Genomic DNA, 21,344 nt, shown 5'->3' with positions numbered 1-21,344 from the left:
ATGTCAGTTTAACTAAAATAACTGGATCAATACTTGGGCGTCCTACCTCTGAATACATCTCTTTCACCAAGTCATAAATGAATGTGAAGTCAATGGCAGCCTCCATTTTACGAACCAAATGGTTCGGTGACACCAGTTGATCTAACGGAATCATTTCAAGTTGATCTCGCTGAATTGAATCATGTTTAGAAAGCATCCTCATCACCTCAAGTTTTAATACTTCTACTTTAAAACAAAAATGACTCCAGGCAAAAGTGTTTATCTAAAAGGTAAGACAAAGTTGATTGGAGCGGGTGTTCGAGACTCCTGCTTAGAAAAGCGCGTCTAGGGGAGACACCAAAGGCGAAAGCCGAGGAGGCTCCTCGACCGCCCGCGGAAAGCGAGTGCCCTACGTTCCAATCAACTGCCAAATTGTACAACTCATAAAAAATAGACAAACTCGATTTTCATCGAGTTTGTCTACAGTCTGAAAACGCTAAAAGCGTTTGTAATTCTTTTCAAGTGGCTCTAGATAGTGAAAATTTGTTTCTAGAACTTTGCATATAATGGTGGGGAGAAGAGTTCTTTAGATCACCTCGGCAGTTGAAATTGGAAAACCTTTCCGTTAACATGGAATAGAATCATATATTAGGAGGTTGTACATTGGCTTTACAAATCAAAGAAGTTACGAAAAAATTCGGGGATTTCACAGCTGTCAATCAGCTTGATTTAACGATCCCCGAGAAAGAAATGTTCGGTTTTTTAGGTGGGAACGGGGCGGGGAAAACGACAACGTTCCGGATGATACTCGGCCTGCTTGACCCCACTGAAGGCGAAGTGATCTGGGATGGTAAGAAAATCGATTATACGACCAGCTCATTGATTGGCTATCTTCCAGAGGAACGCGGGCTATATCCTAAACTGAAGGTACGCGATCAAATTGTGTATTTGGCTAGATTAAGAGGGATGAACAAACGAGATGCTTTGAAAGAGTTGGAGTATTGGCTAGACCGCTTTATGGTGCCCGAGTACATCGATAAGCGGGTAGAAGAGCTTTCAAAGGGGAATCAGCAAAAAATCCAGCTGATCGCCTCCATGATTCATAAACCTGAATTACTTATCCTTGACGAACCATTCAGCGGGCTGGATCCGGTTAATGTGGAAATACTGAAGAAAGCGGTCATCGACTTAAGGGACAGCGGCACGACGATCGTTTTCTCGAGCCATCGCATGGAGCATGTTGAGGAGATGTGTGAGCATCTTTGCATCATGCATAAAGGTTCCCCGGTTGTGGCTGGAAAATTAAAAGAAATTAAGCGTTCTTTTGGTAAAAAGAATGTTTCAATAAAAGCCGATTTTGATTTATCTTTCCTGGATACTTATTCAGGTGTAACAAAAATTAAGAACACGATGGAGGGGAAAATCCTTCAAGTCACTGGTGAAGATGTAGCTGAGAACATGATTCGTGATCTCGTTCCAAGAGGTTTCGTTCGAAAATTTGAATTGGAAGAACCTTCGCTTACGGATATTTTCATTGAAAAAGTAGGTGCCGTCTATGAATAAATTTTGGATTGTCCTTTCCCATACATATCTATCAAAATTAAAAACGAAATCCTTTATCATTTCTACAATCATTATGATGGCCTTGATTCTTGTCCTTACGAATATTTCGAAACTTATAGATTCATTCGATAGTGATGATCAGGAAAAGGTTGCTGTCATCGATCAGACTGAAGATGGCATATTTGATTCTTATAAAAATGCGGTAGCAGGTGTGAACGAGGGCATTTCGGTAATATCCGCCCAGGATGAAAAAGCAGCGGAGGAAATGGTCAGCAAAGAAGAAATCGTTGGGTATCTGTTGATCAAAAAGGATGAGACCCTCGGCTTCAAGGGAACGTATAAAGCGAATCAAATTTCAGATTCAATGGTAAGTAATGATTTGCTTCTAGCGCTTACCCAATTGAAGGGCCAAATAACAGCGAAGGAATTGAAATTGACAGAGCAGCAAATCGCACAATTGAATACGCCGCCAGCATATGAAACGATTGCGCTTCAGAAAAATGCAAAAACAGAAGAAGACCTCAATCAAGCTCGCGGTCTTGTGTATGTGCTCTTATTCGTCATTTACTTCGGTGTGTTGATGTATGCAACGATGATTGCAATGGAAGTAGCTACTGAAAAGACTTCACGGGTCATGGAAATCCTGATTTCAAGTGTCCCGCCAGTCACGCAGATGTTCGCAAAAATAATGGGGGTAGCTTTGCTTAGTCTTACTCAAATGCTTTTATTTTTTGGCGTGGGTTATTTCTCGATTAAACAAAACTTGACAGGTATGGATGAAGGGTTCTTCTCGTTTTTTGGATTCGGCAACATCAATATCTCAACGATCATTTATGCAATCATCTTCGCTTTGCTTGGTTATCTTCTTTATGCGACTCTTGCTGCATGTCTGGGGTCCGTTGTCAGCAAAATTGAAGATGTCCAGCAAATGATTTCACCGATGACCATGTTAGTTGTCATTGCCTTCATGATTGCGATGTTTGGACTAGGGAATCCGTCAGCCAATTATATTACGATTACATCATTCATTCCATTCTTCACGCCTATGATCATGTTCCTGCGCGTAGGCATGCTTGATGTTCCATTCTGGGAAATCGCCATCAGCATTTCAGTGTTGATCCTAACCATTGTTTTACTTGGTATAATCGGATCAAAAATCTATCGTGGTGGAGTCTTGATGTACGGAAGCTCAAAATCACTGAAAAGCATTAAAAATGCCCTGCAATTATCAAAGAAAAATTAACATGAAATCTGGATCCTTCATTTCCTGTTGGAGGTTTCCAGGTTCGCCGTCATTACGCGTGTGTGCCGCAGTAGTTTCTATAGCAGTTTACACAGTTAATAAAAAAAATTGGGGATTTATGAAAAAGGTGCAAAAAGGAACATAGATATAAGGGAACACACGTAAAATGAATTCCATTTATGGAACCATGATCAGGAGTGAATTATCTTGAGCAATTTTGTAACTTTGACGATAGCTTCAGAAGCGTTTCTCTTGCTATCCTTCATCATCATGTTTTTATCGGCCAGGAATGGGAAAAAGAATGCTCTCTTGGTTATCCTGTTCATCATTGGAGGTGCGCCGCTTCTATATCTAGCCATTGATCATGCGACCAGCGATTACTTGGACGCGAATATCGGATTGGGCCTTGCTTTTATGTTCACCTGGATATATAGCGTAATAGCTTTTATCATTGGCATCATTCTTTTAGTGAAAAAGAAAAGGAATAATGATAATAATATTTCAAAAGAACAGTAATCATCACATTGGAATCATAAATTAAATGAAAATAAAAACGCTGAGGATACATGAGTAGCCTCTAGCGCAGTTTGTAGACAAAAGGGGTTCGGAATGTTTTAATTCCGGACCCCTTTTGAAATCCCCTTTTTAATTTTTCTCAAGATTAAGAGATGGGGCCTCTACGAGCCCACTATATTAAGCCATTCTTGGGCGCCCTATCTCTGAATACATATCTTTCACCAAGTCATATATGAATGAGAAGTCAGTGGCGGCCTCCATTTTTCGAACAAAATGGTTCGCTGGCACCAGTTGATCCAAAGTAATCATTTCAAGTTGATCTCGCTGAAAAGAATGATGTTTCGAAAGCTTCGTCATCACCTCAAGTTTTTATACTCCTATTTTAAAACAAGGCTGTTTTCACATACTTTGTTGCTATTTACCWGGTWGTGAGTTGTKGTTGATTTCCCCTCCAGATGCTCGCTTTCCGCGGGGCGGGCGGTGAGCCTCCTCGGTGTAAACGCCTGTGGGGTCTCACCTGTCCCGCTGCTCCCGCAGGAGTCTCGCACTTCCGCTCCAATCAACCTTAAATAGTTTCGTTTTAAAAACAACAATCTTTACGAAAAGAGCCTAAAACAAAAAAGACTTTAGGCAAAAGCGGTTCTATCTAATTGTTAAAACAAAGTTGATTGGAGCGAGTGTCGAGACTCCTGCTTAGAAAATGGCGTCTAGGGGAGAACCCCCGACCGCCCGCGGAAAGCGAGTGCCCAACGTTCCAATCAACGTTCGAATTTTTACAACCTTCAGCGTTTAGTTTGGGCTAATGTATTAATAAAACATCCTCACTACTCGCATTTCTTAGGCAAAGAGGACCTTGGCTGGTAACTCCCAAAATATGAGTTTCCTAACTAAAGAATAGAAAATGGTAAAAAACGAATAGTAAATAAATAAAGAACGTAAATCTCATTCTTTACATAGGGTAGGAGGGTATGGTATATTAATTTCTAGGAGGGATGGAAAATGGATGAAATAATGAATGGGCATGATTCGATGAACGAAGATGAATGCTGTACGACCTCTTCCCACGGCCGAAAGAGTCATCACTCGGATTCAGTAAAAAAGAATTTAACGACCCGGTTAAATCGCATCGAAGGTCAAATTCGCGGTATAAAGGGTCTTATTGAAAAAGATACGTACTGTGACGATGTGATTACCCAAATAGCTGCTACTCAAAGTGCGATGAATAGTGTGGCCAAGATTTTATTGGAAGGCCATCTTAGGAATTGTGTGGTTGAACGGCTGAATGATGGGGATACGGCGGTTATAGATGAAGTGCTTGTAACGATACAAAAATTAATGAAGAAGTAAAGGAGAAGTGGTTTTAAATGGAAAATGTAACATTGAATGTCAGTGGAATGTCTTGTGGTCATTGTGTGAATGCTGTTGAAGGTAATGTAGGAAAACTTGCAGGTGTTGAAAGCGTAAAAGTGCATTTGGAAGCAGGCAAAGTAGATGTAGCTTTTGATAAAGAAAGAGTATCACTTGAAAAAATAAAAGAAACAATCGATGATCAAGGCTACGATGTCGAGTAGACGAAAAAAGTGCTTCTAAGGCACTTCTTTTTTACAAAAAAATATACCCCATAGCGGTATGGGAAGGCGTGATGATGTGAGYAGCCATATAAAAGAAACAAGTATGCAGATATCAGGCATGACTTGCGCTGCCTGTGCAACCAGGATTGAAAAAGGGTTAAACAGAATGGAAGGCGTGGAAGAAGCCACCGTTAATTTGGCTCTTGAGAAATCAGTCATAAAGTATGATTCAGAAAAATTAAGCAACAAGGACTTTGAAAAGAAAATTCAAGATCTTGGCTATGGTGTAGTGAAAGAGAAAAAGGAATTTATGATTACTGGCATGACCTGTGCAGCCTGTGCTACCCGAATTGAAAAAGGGTTAAATAAGTTGGATGGAGTGAGCCTGGCTAATGTGAATCTGGCGCTTGAAAATGCGACCGTCGAATATGATCCTTCGGAAGCGTCCCCAGTTGATATCATTCAACGAGTGGAGAAGTTGGGGTATGGGGCGATCATCAAGGAAGATAATATGGATTCAGTGGATTTCCGTCAGAAAGAAATTCAAAAACAAAAGAATAAATTCACCTTTTCCGTCATTTTATCTTTTCCATTGTTATGGGCAATGGTTAGCCATTTTAGTTTTACTTCGTTTATCTATATGCCTGATTTCCTCATGAATCCTTGGGTGCAAATGGCATTTGCCACCCCCGTGCAATTCATCATTGGAAAGCAGTTTTATGTTGGTGCTTATAAAGCCTTGAAAAATAAAAGCGCCAATATGGATGTATTGGTCGCAATGGGAACATCCGCTGCCTATTTTTACAGTGTCTATCAGGCGATCATTTCGATTGGATTCCATCACAATACGGCACAACTTTATTTCGAAACAAGTTCGATTCTTATCACCCTCATTCTTTTAGGGAAGCTTTTTGAAGCAAAAGCAAAAGGACGTTCTTCCGAGGCCATCAAAAAATTGATGGGGCTTCAGGCCAAAACGGCATTGGTGTTAAGGAATGGTGAAGAGCGTGACATACCACTTGAAGAGGTCATTGTAGGGGATACGGTTTTGGTGAAGCCGGGTGAAAAGATCCCTGTCGATGGAGTAGTGGTTGAAGGGAACTCGGCAGTCGATGAATCCATGTTAACGGGTGAGAGCATTCCGGTAGATAAAACAATCGGGGATACTGTGATAGGTTCAACATTGAATAAGAATGGTTTTCTCCAAATGAATGCGACGAAGATCGGAAAGGATACAGCTCTTTCTCAAATCATTAAAGTCGTCGAAGATGCTCAAGGGTCCAAAGCTCCGATTCAAAGGCTTGCTGACCAAATTTCCGGTGTCTTCGTTCCTATCGTTGTCGGAATCGCCCTTTTAACTTTTCTTGTTTGGATTATAGGGGTCAGCCCTGGAGAATTCCTACCTGCTTTTGAAGCGATGATTGCAGTGCTAGTCATAGCTTGTCCCTGTGCTTTAGGTCTGGCCACCCCCACATCCATCATGGCAGGATCAGGGCGGGCTGCAGAATTCGGTATTTTATTTAAAGGCGGGGAGCATTTGGAAACCACTCACCATATTGATACGGTCATTTTGGATAAAACGGGAACGGTAACGAATGGTACCCCTGTGTTAACCGATGTCATCATCGAGAATGGAATGGAAGAAGATCAGTTTTTATCTCTTATTGGTGCAGTTGAAAAACAATCCGAACACCCTCTTGCCCAATCCATCGTTCAAGGAATTCAAGCAAGACAGGTATCACTTGCAGAGGTTGGGGAATTCGAAGCGATACCTGGTTATGGGGTGAGAGCTGTAGTGGATCAAAAAGAGCTATTCGTCGGGACGCGAAAATTGATGAAGCAAAATAACGTGGATATAACAAATGCGCTAACAGCGATGGAAGAACTTGAAGTGCAAGGGAAAACCGCGATGCTCGCTAGCATTGAAGGTGAATATGCAGGCCTCATTGCTGTTGCGGATACGATAAAAGATACCTCGGTAACGGCTATAAAAAGGTTAAAAGCAATGAATATCCAGGTCATCATGATAACAGGGGATAATCAAAGGACAGCAAATGCCATCGGCAATCAAGTGGGCATTGACCAAGTGATTGCAGAAGTACTTCCTGAAGGGAAAGCAGAGGAAGTTGAAAAACTGCAGGCCGCCGGTAAAAAAGTGGCAATGGTCGGGGATGGGATAAATGATGCACCAGCACTTGCACTTGCTGATATAGGAATGGCTATCGGAACCGGGACGGACGTAGCCATGGAAGCTGCCGATATCACTTTGATCCGAGGTGATTTGAACAGTATTGCAGATGCAATCCTCATGAGCAGGAAAACGATGCGAAATATCAAACAAAACCTATTCTGGGCATTTGCTTATAACGTAATCGGAATACCAATTGCCGCAATCGGACTGCTTGCCCCGTGGTTAGCGGGTGCTGCCATGGCTTTCAGTTCTGTATCAGTCGTTTTAAATGCACTGCGCCTTCAACGGGTAAAACTATAAAAAATCATATAACCATAAAAAGAAGGCATTGGTAATTATCAATGCCTTTTTCTATCTTAATGACTAATATGATTTGAGAGTATAAAGGAACATCAGGCAGGAGTCGCTGTAAATAACTAAAGTTCATTTTCCAGATGAATGCCGATTGTCCCCTTGCCAAGGATTTATCGGCTTTTTATATGTAATGGCAAATCCAAATCGAGGTTGCCATGCCAAGCTTATTTTAAACAGTAAAATACAAAATCTGTAGGTACGCCACGCTCGCCGTGTTGATGGAGCATCGCTGACACATTACCCCGATGATAGGTTCCATGGTTCACTACATGATGGATGAGGTCGGCAAGTACAAACTCACAAGCCCCCATTTTGGGGTGTTCGGTTACAATGGTCCGTTCCAGATCAGGCTGCGTAGCAAGAAAATCATAATAATCCTTTGCAAGTGCATCATAGCACGATTCTAGTTCATTTATTGAAACTCCAACCACTTCTTCCCGCCGCCGTTCAACTTTCTTAAAAGTATCTTGAATGGTGCTTCCTTTCATTATCTCCAACCATGTGATATCTGTTGCGTAAAGGTGAACCAGGACGTCCTTAATGGATGGAAAGACACTTTTTATCGTGTCGACATAGACTCCGTCAGGTAATTGTTTTAAGTTATGGAAAACTTGCTGATTAGCCCAAACATGGTAATCATACATTTTCGTGGCACGGTTCTTTTCCATTTTTCTCACTCCTTCTATTGTTACTTAACCCATTTCGACAATAATTAAAGAATACCTTTATCAAATCCTGCTAAAAATCTTGATATTAAAGAGGGGAATTTTCCTGAAAAAGTAAAAGGAATGCTGAGTGTTCCTATGCCAAACATTCCTCATAGTTCCCATTTCTAATCCTTCGGTTTTATTCTAAATATGCTCAATGATTAATCCAGTAACTTTCTATTGATAAACACGTATATAATTGTTAAAAAGACAAATATGGCTAGGGTAAGAATTTTACCTTCATAATGATAGTCGATCATGCTGTTTATAATCATTAATAAGCCTAATGGAAGAAAAAAGCCGCTGCCTGTCACTATCCCCAATAAGGATTTATTTTTAATCATTTTTTCATTAACTCCAGCTAACAGCCATGTTTGCTTTTTGATTCCCACTAAATAGGAAATTAATAAAAAAGCTATACCAATGATCAATAAACCATAGTCCATCTCAATACCTCCAATAAGATTTATTCCTATTAATTTATTACGATCTATAATTACAAAAGTTTCCTTTTATTCAAAAAAAATCAATCTCCATCAGAATGACGTAATTCTTGTCTTGAGCGGGGGAAATTAGAAAAAAAACGCACTAAAAAGCGGTAGGTGTTTTCTCTAGTTAGATAACCGTTGTTATAGCTTTATTTTTTCAAAATATACTATTATTAGAAGTGTAGGCCAAGGCATCAGTCTTTCCTATTTTTTATGATAGAAAAAAAGTCAGAATCAAAAGAAGATGAATCCTGGGCACTTTGTGGGTTAAGCGTTTAACGCTAAAACTTTTTTCTAAGCTAATCAAGTCAGTATGCGATGGCTGACCATCCCGGGGAAAAAAATGCCCATGTAGACAACTGTTCCTTTTGCTACTATATGTCCCGAAAATTGGATATGGAGGGAACTCCATGCCCAGCTTAATTTAGATGAACTATATTAAGACAAACCTAGGCTTTTGACCACGTTGACATTTTATAGAAAACATATCCAAATAGTGATTATCAAAATTCATAAATGCATACAAATAGTTCAAGTTCTCAATTAATTAAAAAAAAGTTTCCACAAAGTTTGAAAAAAGAAGAAGTTTTCTCTCACTCGCGACTGGTGGTTATTCTGTTAGTTTAAATAAATGACTTACCCTAAAAAAGGAAGATTTTGAGGCGTTTGTTCAATAATATAAACATTATTTTGATTCAATTAAATTTTTTAGAAGGTATCTGATAATTTGTCCCATGCAAATGCCTCATTATATACATACCATGATAAAAGATGCTATCCTACTATTGCCATTACGGCTGATCCATCAATATTGTGTTGGCCATTGTTAAGGGGGGCTATCCACTATTGATATTTTTGCAGTAGAGACAGAGTAAATGATTAAGGGTTTCTCAAGTGGGAGATGTCACAGAYATGATGAAATAATAAAGGTGATAGGCAACCAATTTGTCAATCAAGGATGAACTGCATAAACAGAGATTAGAAGTATCATTAACCATGCGAACGACTTGAAAATCTGGAAGTTCAAAGAACGTGACTATACAGAAGTTGTGTTACAGATTGAAAAACAAAATCTTTTAAACTCATGAGTGTCTTGATACTGTTTCCGAATTAATTTGTTAGAGAAAATAGAACCGTCATTGATTCCAATCATGGATGGCAAGCGGGGTAGTTTATCCTAAAACTGGCTTGGGCTGATTTTCAGGATTCAAGCGTGTGAAAAATTCTTTCTATTAGAAATTATCGTTAATAATAATAACTCTTATCGAGAGGTGGGAAAAAATGAAAGCAGATGCCGTTTTTGAAGGTGGGGGGGTCAGGGGAATTGCTTTTATTGGAGCGATTCAAGCAATGGAAGAGGAAAAAGTAGAATGGGAAAGACTTGCTGGGACATCAGCAGGAGCAGTAATAGCTGCTCTTTTGGCTAGTGGCTATAAAAGCCATGAAATTAAAGAACGGTATAGTGAAATCAATTACTCAAAGCTTCGAGGCAGGACAATTCTGAATCGAATTCCCATTTGTGGATTCTTTTTGGAACTTATGGTTCATCTGGGGATTTACAAAAACGATTATTTGGAAACATGGGTGGATTCTCTTCTTTCAGAAAAAGGGATTAAGACATTCGCGGATCTTCCAGATGGAAAGTTGAAGATAATTGCTTCTGATGTTTCGAATGGCCAGATGCTTATTTTGCCAGATGATTTGGATCGCTATGGGATGACTCCTGCTGATTTAAAAGTTTCAACTGCCGTAATGATGAGTGCCTCCTTACCATTTTTCTTCCGTCCGGTTATTTGGAAATCAAAAGACCGGAAAAAATCCTACATTTTAGATGGTGGTTTACTTAGTAACTTCCCAATATGGATTTTTGATACAGACAATCCTCGCTTTCCAACGTTCGGATTCCATTTTGTTAAAGATGAAGTTAACATAGATGCAGTTATACCAACGCCAATCCACCTTTTCAAAAATATATTTAAAACGATGCTTCAAGCCCATGATTTACGTTATATGAACAAAGAAACGATTGAACGCACGATTCAAATTCCTACTGGCGGCATCAACGCTACGGATTTTGAACTGAATGAGGATGAAATCGACTTTCTCTATAAATCAGGCTATACTTCTGCAAAAGAATTTTTGTCGAAGTGGGATTTTGAACAATATAAGGTCAAACGCTTGCAAAGAGTCAAAAAAGATTAGGAGAAACAGGGGGAAAGAGGGGACAAGGAGCTGTTACAACGGCTCTTTTTCTTATTGAATGAACGAACCAATCATTTAATTCAAAAGCAATAAGTGGAATTACAATCATAAAAAATTAAGATAATATATTATTTTGATATTGCTTAACAAATATTATAAAAGCATTTAAATGTATGAGGAAATGAGACTTTTAAAAATTATTAGATGACATAATAAATAGTATCTTTTACGACGTCTATGTGAACCAATCAAAGAATTGACCGAACATAAAAAACTACTTCTTTCGAAAAAATTCTTGACTGAGACATATTCCAAGTCTTGAATGAAGTCATAAAATTCCACAGCTTCTAAAAGAGGTAACGATAATTTGGATAATGATTCTTCAGACCCTTTTTTTTATATATATTTATAAAAATAAAATAAATCTAGTTATATTTTCATACTAATGTTAATGTAAAGTGGTAGATAATACCTAAACATGGAAAGGAGAGGATTTTATAAACAGATATAGAAATYGGAATTGTTCCCGCCTCAGCCTTCAGCCTCTACTTAGATCACTCCATAAACAGCATCTTCTATGAGAGAATTTATTTCTTAAATGTAGGAAAAATGTTAAGAAAAAATCTACTAGAAGGGGAATAGAATATTATGAAAAATATATTTGCCTTTTCATTCTGAGATTGAAAATCTATATAATGAAGTTATGAGTATTAATACACTTAACTCAGGGGGTATAACTGCATATGGACCTATATCAGGTGGATCAACAATAACTGAAATAGCTCCTATTTATAGAACCTACAAAAATACCGGTATAAATGAAGCCAAAAATCTAATTTAAACTGACAGATAGTGTATTCGCTAATTGGCTTTTTGTAAAGTTAAATAGCTGGTCCAAAATTAGTCCAACTTACGTGGGTTCTTGGGTATCAAGTTCATATAGCACTGCAGAAAAGAAAAGAAATTATCATGCGACAGTGGTTCATTATGGCAAAAGTAATTACACATCACCTAAATCAGTTCAATATTTCTAATGCAATTACTGGTTTGGGAAATAATAAATCGAGGAAATGGGGAATAAGATGAATTTGAAAATATTATTGAGAATAGGTACCTTTTTATTATTTTCTTTTCTTATGATTTTTGATTATTTCCCTCATCTCGTTCTCAAAGACATTCCTAAAACTGCACTGACAATTGGAATGATCTCATTAGCGGTTGTCTATATTGTCATTAATCGAAAGACTGAAAAAGATTGTGAAAATGCATTAATTAGAGAAGCAGTATTTATTTTTTATATGTTAGTGCTAATAGGATTATTAACGGTAATGGGCGGAAAATCTACTGTAGGAATCTCTTTGAATAATCCTATGTTATGGTTTGTTTTATTATTGACAATCGTTGATATGACCGTAAGATATAGGAAAATGAATGCTTAGAAAACGCTAAACTTATGAAATTGGGGAAATTCCGGACGAAAAAACAGCCAGTTGGCTGCCTATTTACTTCATATTATCTCAGACTAAAGCTTTAGGCACATAACATGTACTTTATTATTTTCTTATAACGAACGAAGGAGCCTTTATAGCTTCTTCGTTTGGTTGATTAAGAGTTCCCTTATTTCATAATAAATTGAATCGTATAATCTTTTCCATTGATACTCTTCAGCAAGAATTTAATTAATTCTGCGTACCTTTCCTTAAGCCAATCTCGAGCGAATACATTAGGTGCAACTAATGTCATTTGGTCACTTTCAATAGAAGAAAAGTACACATCTTTCATCCAAGTCTCATAGCTCGGTTTAGAGATCTTTTTCTGCATTTGTAATTTAACAAGGGAGAATATATCCTTATCGTCCAACAATTCATTATGTATTGACACATCTTTTAAAGGAGGTACAGCCTCTTGATCCGGGTTTAAATGATCTATTATTTGAGTGACACGATTTAATTCATGTCTTAGTGAAAGTTTTAGCTTTAGTAACTCCTGCATTAAAAAATCTTTAGATTAATCATTACTATCCATTGTACGTCCCCTTGATGTCTGGTTATCTTTCTATTATAACTTTTTTATGTTCTAGTCCCATGGCGAATTCTACACGAAATAAGGTAGAAAACTATACTAGGAAGCAATAGGTAAAAGTCCAAGAAAGATCCATGAAGTATTAGTTCATGGATCTTTTTAGACATATTCTAAATCATTTGGTTCTTTTTCATTTGTAAGTAAATTCAACAGTTCATCTAGTTCCTGGCTTTTATGTAATGTTTTTGGGGCAGTAAATCCATAAATCAATCCGGTGTTTATTAGTTCTTTCCTCAATATCTCAATTTTTTCAAATAATGCTTCCATACTCTCCAATGCAGAATCCTCAAGTGCTTTCTTTTTTTGTCATGAAACTATTATTACATAAATTAGGATGTTTTTAAACCAAAGGTGAATATTGACTTATAAGATTATTACTGAAGCATTTTTAGTCCGATTTTAGAAAACTATGATGATTTCTAAACCTTCCTTTGAATCAAGGTTTCCTTACTGCGGTGGGATCCAACCACGTGATGGCGATCTTTCTTTTATTCCATTATTTCGCTGGTTTCTTTAGGCTTTTATAGTTTTAAAGGTTTATTGTAAAAATAGCCCATATCAGTTATTTGTAACGATTAAATAAATGATTCATTAAGAAAAGTAGGTTGAAAGAATGACGTTGTATGTAAAAGTTTGTAGGTCTATGTAAATGCATGAGTGAATCAGATCTGTTTTATTGATTTTAGAGACCCATAAGTCCTGCACGGAAATCCCTAATTGGAAATTTGTTGATTTACACTTATTCATACACCTTTAAAAGGGCCATACTATACTTGAAACAGATTCAAATAATAGGAGGGAAAGATCAATGAATAATGAAAGAGCAATGGATGATTTAATTAAGAATTGGAGCGAATTAGGTAAGAATATGGACCGCCGAAACTTTATCCAGGGAGCAAGTAAACTTGCCGGACTTTCATTAGGTCTTGCCCTTGCTCAATCAATGGGCGGGATTGAAGTGAATGCTGCCCCGAAATTCAGTGATTTTCCATTTAATCTTGGTGTAGCTTCCGGTGATCCGCTCTCGGATAGTGTTGTTTTATGGACAAGGCTGGCACCTGATCCGTTAAATGGAGGAGGTATGCCACAAGAAGCCATATCCGTTAAATGGGAAGTGGCAAAGGATGAAAATTTCAGACAGATTGTACAACAAGGCAAGGAAATAGCCAGGCCGGAACTTGGCCATTCCGTTCATGTGGAAGTAAGCGGGTTAAAACCGGATAAGGTCTATTTTTACCGTTTTAAAAGTGGAGGGGAAGTAAGTCAGACTGGAAAAACGAAAACACTTCCGCCAATCGGTTCAAGTGTTTCAAGCCTGTCATTCGCTTTTGTTTCATGCCAGCAATTTGAGCATGGTTATTATACGGCATATAAACATTTGGCAAAAGAAGACTTGGATCTTGTCTTTCACCTTGGCGATTACATATATGAGTACGGGCCAAATGAATATGTTGCTTCTACAGGTAATGTCCGTGTACATAACAGTCCGGAAATCATTACTCTTGAGGATTATCGAAATAGATACGCACAATACCGCTCTGATACTCATTTAAAAGCGGCACACGCTGCTTTCCCATGGGTCGTGACTTGGGATGATCATGAAGTTGAAAACAATTATGCAAATGTCATCCCGGAAAAAGGACAATCGGTTGAAGCATTCATCAAGAGAAGGGCAGCCGCTTATCAGGCTTATTATGAGCATATGCCCCTTCGTAAATCTTCCTTGCCAAAGGGAGCGGATATGCGGTTATACCGAAATTTCACTTATGGCGACCTGGCCTCTTTCTTCGTACTAGATTCACGCCAATACAGGGATGATCAGGCAAACGGCGATGTCAGTTCACCGCAAACGCCTGAGTCACTTGATCCAAATCGTACATTACTAGGTCGAGAGCAGGAACAGTGGCTATCTGATAATCTGTTGAAATCAAAAACGAAGTGGAATGTGCTGCCACAGCAGATTTTCTTTGCACAACGGAATTATGGAACACCTACCGCTCCCAAATTTAGCATGGATTCTTGGGATGGTTACCCGGCTGCACGTGATCGTTTGATTGATGTAATTAATAGTAATAATATAGAAAATTTGGTCGTGTTGACCGGTGATGTACATGCAAGCTGGGCAGCCAATTTAAAGGCGGATTTCAATGATCCAAATTCAAGGACTTTCGGTGTGGAGTTTGTCGGCACATCCATCACATCCGGTGGAAATGGAGCAGATAAGCGTGCGGATACAGATAAAATACTAAGCCAGAATCCACATATCAAGTTCTTTAATGATTACCGTGGGTATGTCCGATGCAAAGTAACACCAGAACAATGGAAGGCGGATTACCGTGTAGTTCCTTTCGTGACAGATCCAGGAGCGGATATATCGACAAGAGCATCCTTCGTGTTTGATAAGGATCAAGCTGGACTAAGAAAGGTCGCGTCAGCAACGGTTACGGAAGGTATCCAAAAAACGAAAGAAGTCGAGGAAGATCGGACACGGGCCCATAATCGCGCACATGAAAAACAAAGAATGAACAAGCAGAGGAAAGTCACTAATTGATAGAAAGACAAGGAAATGTGAATGGAAAAATAATTATACTTGATTGGAGTGAATGAGAATGCTTTCTAATATAGGGATACCTGGTCTGGTCATCGTCCTCGTGATTGCACTGATTATTTTTGGACCGTCCAAGCTGCCGGAAATCGGCCGTGCATTTGGTCGAACTTTATCCGAATTCAAAAGTGCAACCAAAGGATTGGTGAATGATTCAGATAAAGAGGATGAAAACGAGAATAAAGCTGCGTTAAAAGCCGTTAAAAAAGAAGGATGATTTTAATGGGATAGAGCGGGCGGAAAGACTCGCCTGCTTCTTTTCATGAGAAGAGTTCGAGGGATATTGGATTTAGCAATTCTAATACTTATATATGGCTTGTAAATTGTCAAAAAGGAGGAGTGAAAGTGGAGAGCAAGGATATACACGTTATTGAGCATATGGAGGAACTCCGAAGCAGAATCATTAAAACACTGATAGGTTTTCTCGTTTTTTTTATAGTAAGTTTCATTTTCGTACAGGATATTTATGAACTGCTTATTAAGGATTTCGATGGGAAGCTTGCCGTGCTCGGTCCAAGTGACATCCTGTGGGTCTATATGATAATTGCTGCGGTTTGCGCAATAGCTGCAACGATTCCGCTAGCTGCCTATCAGTTATGGCGCTTTGTGGCTCCTGCATTGAAACCGGAAGAGAGAAGAGTTACATTCCGGTTCATTCCTGGGCTGTTCATCTTATTCATCACAGGTATCTCATTTGGATATTTTGTTTTGTTTCCAATAGTGCTTGGTTTCCTCACTTCCCTATCAGCCGGGCAATTCGAGATGATGTTCACAGCTGAAAAGTATTTCCGGTTCATGATTAATTTGATCTTACCATTCGGGATTCTATTTGAAATGCCGCTTGTGGTCATGTTCCTGACCAGATTGGGAATTATCAATCCAACAGTGTTGAAAAAGTCTCGAAAGATTTCTTATTTCGTCTTGGTCATCATCTCTATCCTGATTACGCCTCCTGATATGATTTCGGACATTTTGGTTATCGTCCCTTTACTTGTGCTTTATGAAGTGAGTGTGCAGCTGTCCAATATGGTTTATCGGAAAAGGCTTATGAAAGATGAGTCAGCATTACCTGTAACATGAAATGGTTAGCTGCTATTGAAAAAAACATTTCTTGGGAAATAGTCAATGGAACACTAAAAAGTTGAGGGACATAATTCCCTCAACTTTTTTATTACGGAATAATATTTGATGGATCACTTTCTAATCCATTTTTTGTCAGGTTTCCACATCTCTTGGATCGGGCAGCTGTGGGAATCAGAACTAAGTCAATGGAGGCAATCATAAGAATGAGTGAAGGTTAATACGGCGCTTCACTATGTAAAGTCCTTCATGAAAAGTGTCTGGCCTTTCAGGTTAAATCGGTAAATTCAAAGCCTATAACTTGTAATATAACCTGTGGAAAGTACGGGAATTGAAAATTCAAATCATTTTTTTGGAATCATATTCATTTAGGTAAATCAAAGACTTCTGTAAATCGTTTCAAGGAAATCATAAGTTACTAGTTGGACAAAAGGCCTGCAATCCCTAAATGATTATAAGTGGCATGTTTTATTTTATTTATTAGAAGGAGAGGGGGTTATGGTTAGCGAATAATTGTAATCACTTGACATAAACCAGCCTATTTTAATTTCGCCCAATCATTTTAAACAAAAGACCACTAATGTAAGAAACCCCAACATGGATAAGGTAAGCGGTCATTCCAAAGGAAGCATTATTAAATCAATGTGATTGTAAAGCTGAATGATTCGAAAAAATTGGATGGAGAAATGAATGTTGATTGCATCGTTCAAGTATAAATATATATCTAGGGGGGAAGCATGATCAAAATATTGAAAGGGGTGGTGAGAAATTTATGAGGGATTTAATGAAAATTATCGCAGGAAACATTTCCATGACCTTTGCCTATGCTTTTTTTATCGTTCCCAATGAAATTATTAATGGAGGCGTAACTAGCTCGGCATTATTATTGCATGCATTATCAGGTTATAATATTGCCATGCTCGCCAATTTAGTTACAGGATTATTGTTAATCATTTGTTTAGTTTTTCTGGGGAAAGAGTACTTTTTTAAGTCAATTTTAAGTTCCTTTAGCTATATGCTGTTCTTCAATTTTTTTTATTCATTGAATATTGATTTTGATGTGAATATCGTTCTAGTGATTCTTATTTCATCGATTTTGATAGCGATAGGATACTATTTATGTATAACAGCAAATGCCTCCACTGTTGGCTTTGACGTGATCGCCTTAATATTACATCATAAAAATGAAAAAATAGATATTGCAGCGACAATAAGGATTATTAATCTTATCGTACTGATATTGGGCCTTCTTGTTTACGGTTATACATCGATTGTTAAGGGAATTGCGTTTACATTGTTTTTTTCATTTCTTTTAAAGAAAATGCTGGATAGGAAGCATAAGGCCTTAATGATAGGAAGGGATAGTGCGTTCGATGAAACCTCCAGTGTGAAAGAAGTAAAATGAAAGAATTAGAGGTTAGCAGTGATTCTTGTATTAAGGGCCGCCATTTATTTAAATTTTCATTTTGTTATCTAAATATTCTGATTTTTAAATTGACTTTAAAAAAATCAGAGTGTATTATACACATAGAAAGTGGTACTAACATCATGACGTAGTGATGTTAGGTTCGCTTTGAATTTCAAGCCTTCAGGAAGGAGGAATAGTGATATAGATCTTAAGTTCATAGCGTCATCTCCTGTGCTGTTTGAAAATGCCATGTTTCCAAGTTTCAAAGGACAGGCAGCCGAAAAGCCTTGTTTTACATTCAAGTAGCGATTATCTTAGTTGATTCCCCAAAATATTGAAAGTTGGTGGAGGGTATGAAACATCAACAGGAAGAACTGAAACCAGGTCTGAAACAAAGACATTTAACGATGATATCTTTAAGTGGTGTCATAGGCGCTGGTTTATTCGTAGGAAGCGGTATCATTATTGGTCAAACGGGCCCCGGGGCGATTTTATCATATGTTTTGGCTGGCTTGATCGTTGTTTTAGTCATGAGGATGCTTGGGGAAATGGCCACAGTGAATCCAAATACTGGATCTTTTGCCGTTTATGCAAGAGAGGGGATTGGTGAATGGGCCGGTTTTACAACAGGTTGGTTATATTGGTTCTTTTGGGTTATCGTAATCGCTTTGGAAGCAACAGCGGGAGCTGCAATCATACACAGCTGGCTTCCTTCCGTTCCCGTCTGGGTAATAAGTCTATCTTTGATTATCCTATTGAAAATGACGAATATTTTTTCAGTAAAATCGTTTGGTGAGTTCGAATACTGGTTTTCAATCATTAAAATAATCAGTATCATCCTTTTTTTGTGCCTCGGCGTGGCAGTGATATTTGGGTTTATCCCAACGATAAAACCACCTGGCACTTCTAATCTTTTGAATTTTGGCGGTTTTATTCCAAATGGGATAAGTTCTGTGCTTGTTGGTGTCGCAATTGTTTTTCATGCTTTTGTTGGAGTGGAGATTCCCGCGATTGCCGCTGGTGAGACCAGTGATCCGGTAAAGTCAGTCAGAAGTGCATTGAATAGTGTAGTTTGGCGAATCCTGATTTTCTATATTGGGTCCATCGCCATACTAGTGACGCTATTACCCTGGAATTCGGCTTCTTTGCTGAAAAGTCCATTTGTTGCTGTACTTGAAATGATGGGTATCCCTTCTGCTGCCCTGATCATGAATTTAGTGATTCTCATTGCGTTGCTTTCTTGTTTGAATTCGGGATTATATACAAGTTCACGCATGTTATTTTCACTTGCACAAAAAGGCGACGCTCCAAAGTTATTTTCAAAAGTGAGTAAAAACGGCGTTCCTATATTTGCTGTAGTCGGCTCTACCTTATTTGCCTTTATCAGCACCATTTTCAGTTATGTTTCACCTGATAAAATCTTTTTCTTTTTAGTGAATTCCTCGGGTGGAGTCGGAATTCTTGTTTATCTGGCCATTGCGGTTTCACATCTCCGATTAAGGAAGAGAATGGAGAAAGAGAATCCCGGAGTTTTCAAAATCAAGATGTGGTTATTCCCGTATTTGACTTATGCGACCATAATTTCCATGATTTCCGTGTTAATATTAATGGCATTTATCGATTCGCAGCGTCCACAGTTTATTTTTACCATGCTATTTAGCTTGATCGTTATCTGTTCATTCTTTTTCCTTCGGCGAAAAAAAGCGAAGTATATGGAGAATGAATTAAATATTGTTTCTGGATCCCCTAATTCTGAAAAGTTATAGCTTTGGCTCTAAAGCATTGATTTAATTTAAGGTAATGCTTCGTTTACTTCTATGGAATTCCTCAGACAAAATTCTTCAATCACTAATCAGCTAGAATATGATTTCCCATAGAAAAAGAGAGTTGTGCCAACAAGTGCTTGGTGACATCTGTCTTTAAATCATGAAGGAGGGATTATGTTGAATGGTTTCCGTGTAATTACTAGTGGGGTTGTCCTTGGAGCCATATTGCTGTCAGGCTGCAACAATTCAAGCGAACCAGACGAGGCCCAACAAGAAAATAGTCCAGTCATGAATGAAAATCCAGATTCAAATACGGGTGAAACCCAAAATGCAGAGGTTATTAAAAAAGGTGTCGACGATGTGATTCAATCCATAAAAGGATTGGAATCAGAAATAAGTACGGAGGCGGATTCAGGGAAAATTCAAGAAATGGGAAAAGAGATCAGTTCTACTTGGGATTCGATAGAAAAGCAAGTGGAAGATGAATACCCTGATTGGTATGAACGGATTGAGAAAAACCTTTACCCATTAATTGGGGAGTCAGGGAATCCGGATAAGGATCTTGAAAAGATAAAACGACTCTCTGAAGCTACAAAAGAAGATCTACAGTTATTTTTGGAAGAAGTGAAATGAATTCTCTTTATAGCCGGGTTATCACCAGTGGGGAATTTATGGGCTTTAACAGGTTTAGCAAGTTCGGTTATTTTGGAGGGGGTAAGCGATAGGAGGGGACATAGTTTGGAAAGTGCAAAAGAATGCAAAGAGGTTCAGGCAGTGATATTTGATTGGGCAGGAACGACGGTGGATTATGGTTGTTTTGCACCGGTCCAAGCATTTGTCGAGATTTTCAGGATAAGGGGGATAGATATTACCATTAAGGAAGCAAGGGAACCTATGGGTTTATTGAAAATGGATCATATAATGGAACTCCTGAAAATGAAACGAATCTCCAATTTATGGATTGCTAAATTCGGGAAAGAACCGGACGAAAGAGATCTAAAATCATTATATATGGATTTTGAGGCTTTGCTTTTTAAGGTTCTCAAGGAAAACGCCAAGCCAATACCAGGTGTAATTGAATTAGTCAGCCGTTTAAGGCAGCAAGGAATAAAAATCGGTTCGACAACAGGGTACACTCGTGAAATGATTGATGTTGTTAAACAAGAGGCGGAAAAATGGGGCTATCAACCAGATTCCATCGTTGCGTCTACCGAAGTGCCTACAGGAAGGCCTGCCCCTTGGATGTGCTTTATGACGGCGATTAATCTCCAAGTGTATCCACTCAGTAAAATCGTTAAAGTCGGCGATACGATAAGTGAYATCAAAGAAGGCATTTCTGCGGGAATGTGGACTGTTGCCGTATTGAAGGGCGGCAGTGAAATCGGCCTTTCAGAGGCAGAAATCAACGAAATGGACCCATATGATCTGCAAAAACGGATGAAACATGCAGAAAATCGTTTTTGGAATGCAGGAGCCGATTTCGTAATTGATGATATAGGTGATTTATTGGAAATCATCGATAGGATCAACTACAGATTGACAGAAAAAAAGGATATATTTATTGGTTAAAAAAGATTCAAATACATGAG

At 38.4% G+C, this 21,344-nt stretch carries 21 protein-coding genes and 1 pseudogene; 15 read left to right on the top strand and 7 right to left on the bottom strand.

The features are described from left to right. Positions 1-196 (bottom strand): transposase (locus AC1DVK_RS19375; protein ID WP_477627162.1); only part of this gene is annotated, 196 nt, incomplete at its 3' end. 446 nt (positions 197-642) lie between these two features. Here AC1DVK_RS19375 and AC1DVK_RS19370 point away from each other — a divergent pair. From AC1DVK_RS19370 to AC1DVK_RS19360, 3 genes are all read left to right on the top strand, one after another. Beyond that, the gene (locus AC1DVK_RS19370; RefSeq protein WP_061462806.1) at positions 643-1,542 is read left to right on the top strand and encodes an ABC transporter ATP-binding protein; all 900 of its coding nucleotides are present in this window, start codon (positions 643-645) and stop codon (positions 1,540-1,542) included. Then, positions 1,535-2,785 carry an ABC transporter permease gene (locus AC1DVK_RS19365; protein WP_410861796.1) on the top strand — a complete coding sequence of 417 codons (1,251 nt, stop codon included), beginning with the start codon at positions 1,535-1,537 and terminating at the stop codon, positions 2,783-2,785. The genes AC1DVK_RS19370 and AC1DVK_RS19365 overlap by 8 nt, the downstream gene beginning before the upstream one ends. Before the next feature lie 207 nt (positions 2,786-2,992). Further along, positions 2,993-3,301, top strand: coding sequence for a hypothetical protein (locus AC1DVK_RS19360; RefSeq protein WP_089363285.1), 309 nt, complete (start codon positions 2,993-2,995; stop codon positions 3,299-3,301). A gap of 189 nt (positions 3,302-3,490) precedes the next feature. Here the strand turns inward: AC1DVK_RS19360 and AC1DVK_RS19355 are convergent. Continuing rightward, positions 3,491-3,658, bottom strand: a pseudogene (locus tag AC1DVK_RS19355) (transposase); the annotation flags it as partial. Positions 3,659-3,678: 20 nt separating this feature from the next. Further along, positions 3,679-3,891 (bottom strand): hypothetical protein, encoded by a 213-nt coding sequence (locus AC1DVK_RS19350; RefSeq protein WP_477627161.1) that lies wholly within the window; start codon positions 3,889-3,891, stop codon positions 3,679-3,681. Between the two features lie 421 nt (positions 3,892-4,312). On the opposite strand from AC1DVK_RS19350, the gene AC1DVK_RS19345 reads away from it, so the two are divergent. The 3 genes from AC1DVK_RS19345 to AC1DVK_RS19335 are packed head-to-tail and all read left to right on the top strand — an operon-like array spanning position 4,313 to position 7,363. Beyond that, entirely contained in the window at positions 4,313-4,648 is a 336-nt protein-coding gene (locus tag AC1DVK_RS19345; protein WP_089363317.1) for a metal-sensitive transcriptional regulator, read from the top strand. A gap of 17 nt (positions 4,649-4,665) precedes the next feature. After that, positions 4,666-4,872 carry a copper chaperone CopZ gene (gene copZ / locus AC1DVK_RS19340; RefSeq protein WP_061462811.1) on the top strand — a complete coding sequence of 69 codons (207 nt, stop codon included), beginning with the start codon at positions 4,666-4,668 and terminating at the stop codon, positions 4,870-4,872. A 58-nt stretch (positions 4,873-4,930) separates the two neighbouring features. Continuing rightward, entirely contained in the window at positions 4,931-7,363 is a 2,433-nt protein-coding gene (locus AC1DVK_RS19335) for a heavy metal translocating P-type ATPase (RefSeq protein ID WP_477627160.1), read from the top strand. A gap of 218 nt (positions 7,364-7,581) precedes the next feature. Here AC1DVK_RS19335 and AC1DVK_RS19330 read toward each other — a convergent pair whose 3' ends face one another. Next, positions 7,582-8,085 carry a DinB family protein gene (locus AC1DVK_RS19330; protein ID WP_089363288.1) on the bottom strand — a complete coding sequence of 168 codons (504 nt, stop codon included), beginning with the start codon at positions 8,083-8,085 and terminating at the stop codon, positions 7,582-7,584. A 200-nt stretch (positions 8,086-8,285) separates the two neighbouring features. After that, on the bottom strand, positions 8,286-8,570 hold the full coding sequence (locus AC1DVK_RS19325; protein WP_477627159.1) for a DUF3784 domain-containing protein: 285 nt from the start codon (positions 8,568-8,570) through the stop codon (positions 8,286-8,288). A gap of 1,323 nt (positions 8,571-9,893) precedes the next feature. Between AC1DVK_RS19325 and AC1DVK_RS19320 the strand changes: the two genes are divergently transcribed. Together AC1DVK_RS19320 and AC1DVK_RS19315 are read left to right on the top strand one after the other, a co-directional pair. Then, positions 9,894-10,814, top strand: coding sequence for a patatin-like phospholipase family protein (locus tag AC1DVK_RS19320; RefSeq protein WP_477627158.1), 921 nt, complete (start codon positions 9,894-9,896; stop codon positions 10,812-10,814). A gap of 1,082 nt (positions 10,815-11,896) precedes the next feature. After that, entirely contained in the window at positions 11,897-12,253 is a 357-nt protein-coding gene (locus AC1DVK_RS19315) for a hypothetical protein (protein WP_477627157.1), read from the top strand. Between the two features lie 178 nt (positions 12,254-12,431). Here AC1DVK_RS19315 and AC1DVK_RS19310 read toward each other — a convergent pair whose 3' ends face one another. Together AC1DVK_RS19310 and AC1DVK_RS19305 are read right to left on the bottom strand one after the other, a co-directional pair. Further along, a complete protein-coding gene (locus AC1DVK_RS19310; protein WP_477627156.1) occupies positions 12,432-12,806 on the bottom strand; it encodes a DnaA N-terminal domain-containing protein in 375 nt (124 codons plus the stop codon). A 189-nt stretch (positions 12,807-12,995) separates the two neighbouring features. Next, on the bottom strand, positions 12,996-13,163 hold the full coding sequence (locus tag AC1DVK_RS19305) for an aspartyl-phosphate phosphatase Spo0E family protein (protein WP_089363293.1): 168 nt from the start codon (positions 13,161-13,163) through the stop codon (positions 12,996-12,998). 541 nt (positions 13,164-13,704) lie between these two features. Here AC1DVK_RS19305 and AC1DVK_RS19300 point away from each other — a divergent pair. The 7 genes from AC1DVK_RS19300 to phnX all read left to right on the top strand — a co-directional run bounded on the left by AC1DVK_RS19300 (position 13,705) and on the right by phnX (position 21,324). Continuing rightward, positions 13,705-15,447 (top strand): alkaline phosphatase D family protein, encoded by a 1,743-nt coding sequence (locus AC1DVK_RS19300; RefSeq protein ID WP_477627155.1) that lies wholly within the window; start codon positions 13,705-13,707, stop codon positions 15,445-15,447. Positions 15,448-15,505: 58 nt separating this feature from the next. Next, positions 15,506-15,718 carry a twin-arginine translocase TatA/TatE family subunit gene (locus AC1DVK_RS19295; RefSeq protein ID WP_061462820.1) on the top strand — a complete coding sequence of 71 codons (213 nt, stop codon included), beginning with the start codon at positions 15,506-15,508 and terminating at the stop codon, positions 15,716-15,718. Positions 15,719-15,879: 161 nt separating this feature from the next. After that, a complete protein-coding gene (gene tatC / locus AC1DVK_RS19290) occupies positions 15,880-16,581 on the top strand; it encodes a twin-arginine translocase subunit TatC (RefSeq protein WP_477627165.1) in 702 nt (233 codons plus the stop codon). Between the two features lie 784 nt (positions 16,582-17,365). After that, entirely contained in the window at positions 17,366-17,986 is a 621-nt protein-coding gene (locus tag AC1DVK_RS19285) for a YitT family protein (RefSeq protein ID WP_477627154.1), read from the top strand. Between the two features lie 356 nt (positions 17,987-18,342). Continuing rightward, complete coding sequence (locus tag AC1DVK_RS19280) at positions 18,343-19,755, top strand: amino acid permease (protein ID WP_125163299.1); 1,413 nt, start codon at positions 18,343-18,345, stop codon at positions 19,753-19,755. Between the two features lie 177 nt (positions 19,756-19,932). After that, positions 19,933-20,388: a hypothetical protein gene (locus tag AC1DVK_RS19275; protein WP_289320545.1), complete on the top strand. Its 456-nt coding sequence runs from the start codon at positions 19,933-19,935 to the stop codon at positions 20,386-20,388. Positions 20,389-20,493: 105 nt separating this feature from the next. Further along, positions 20,494-21,324, top strand: coding sequence for a phosphonoacetaldehyde hydrolase (gene phnX, locus AC1DVK_RS19270; protein ID WP_477627153.1), 831 nt, complete (start codon positions 20,494-20,496; stop codon positions 21,322-21,324). Positions 21,325-21,344 lie beyond the last annotated feature (20 nt).

The organism is Peribacillus sp. P4_B1 (assembly GCF_056402395.1).
Note: the sequence above shows the minus strand (reverse complement) of the source record. Positions and strands in the feature narration are given on the sequence as shown.

What these genes read in the sequence shown, in the direction of transcription:
- AC1DVK_RS19365 (WP_410861796.1), top strand. Translation starts at nt 1,535, where the DNA reads ATGAATAAATTTTGGATTGTCCTTTCCCATACATATCTATCAAAATTA.
- AC1DVK_RS19345 (WP_089363317.1), top strand. Translation starts at nt 4,313, where the DNA reads ATGAATGGGCATGATTCGATGAACGAAGATGAATGCTGTACGACCTCT.
- copZ (WP_061462811.1), top strand. Translation starts at nt 4,666, where the DNA reads ATGGAAAATGTAACATTGAATGTCAGTGGAATGTCTTGTGGTCATTGT.
- AC1DVK_RS19330 (WP_089363288.1), bottom strand. Translation starts at nt 8,085, where the DNA reads ATGGAAAAGAACCGTGCCACGAAAATGTATGATTACCATGTTTGGGCT.
- AC1DVK_RS19325 (WP_477627159.1), bottom strand. Translation starts at nt 8,570, where the DNA reads ATGGACTATGGTTTATTGATCATTGGTATAGCTTTTTTATTAATTTCC.
- AC1DVK_RS19320 (WP_477627158.1), top strand. Translation starts at nt 9,894, where the DNA reads ATGAAAGCAGATGCCGTTTTTGAAGGTGGGGGGGTCAGGGGAATTGCT.
- AC1DVK_RS19315 (WP_477627157.1), top strand. Translation starts at nt 11,897, where the DNA reads ATGAATTTGAAAATATTATTGAGAATAGGTACCTTTTTATTATTTTCT.
- AC1DVK_RS19310 (WP_477627156.1), bottom strand. Translation starts at nt 12,806, where the DNA reads ATGCAGGAGTTACTAAAGCTAAAACTTTCACTAAGACATGAATTAAAT.
- AC1DVK_RS19305 (WP_089363293.1), bottom strand. Translation starts at nt 13,163, where the DNA reads ATGGAAGCATTATTTGAAAAAATTGAGATATTGAGGAAAGAACTAATA.
- AC1DVK_RS19300 (WP_477627155.1), top strand. Translation starts at nt 13,705, where the DNA reads ATGAATAATGAAAGAGCAATGGATGATTTAATTAAGAATTGGAGCGAA.
- AC1DVK_RS19295 (WP_061462820.1), top strand. Translation starts at nt 15,506, where the DNA reads ATGCTTTCTAATATAGGGATACCTGGTCTGGTCATCGTCCTCGTGATT.
- tatC (WP_477627165.1), top strand. Translation starts at nt 15,880, where the DNA reads ATGGAGGAACTCCGAAGCAGAATCATTAAAACACTGATAGGTTTTCTC.
- AC1DVK_RS19285 (WP_477627154.1), top strand. Translation starts at nt 17,366, where the DNA reads ATGAAAATTATCGCAGGAAACATTTCCATGACCTTTGCCTATGCTTTT.
- AC1DVK_RS19280 (WP_125163299.1), top strand. Translation starts at nt 18,343, where the DNA reads ATGAAACATCAACAGGAAGAACTGAAACCAGGTCTGAAACAAAGACAT.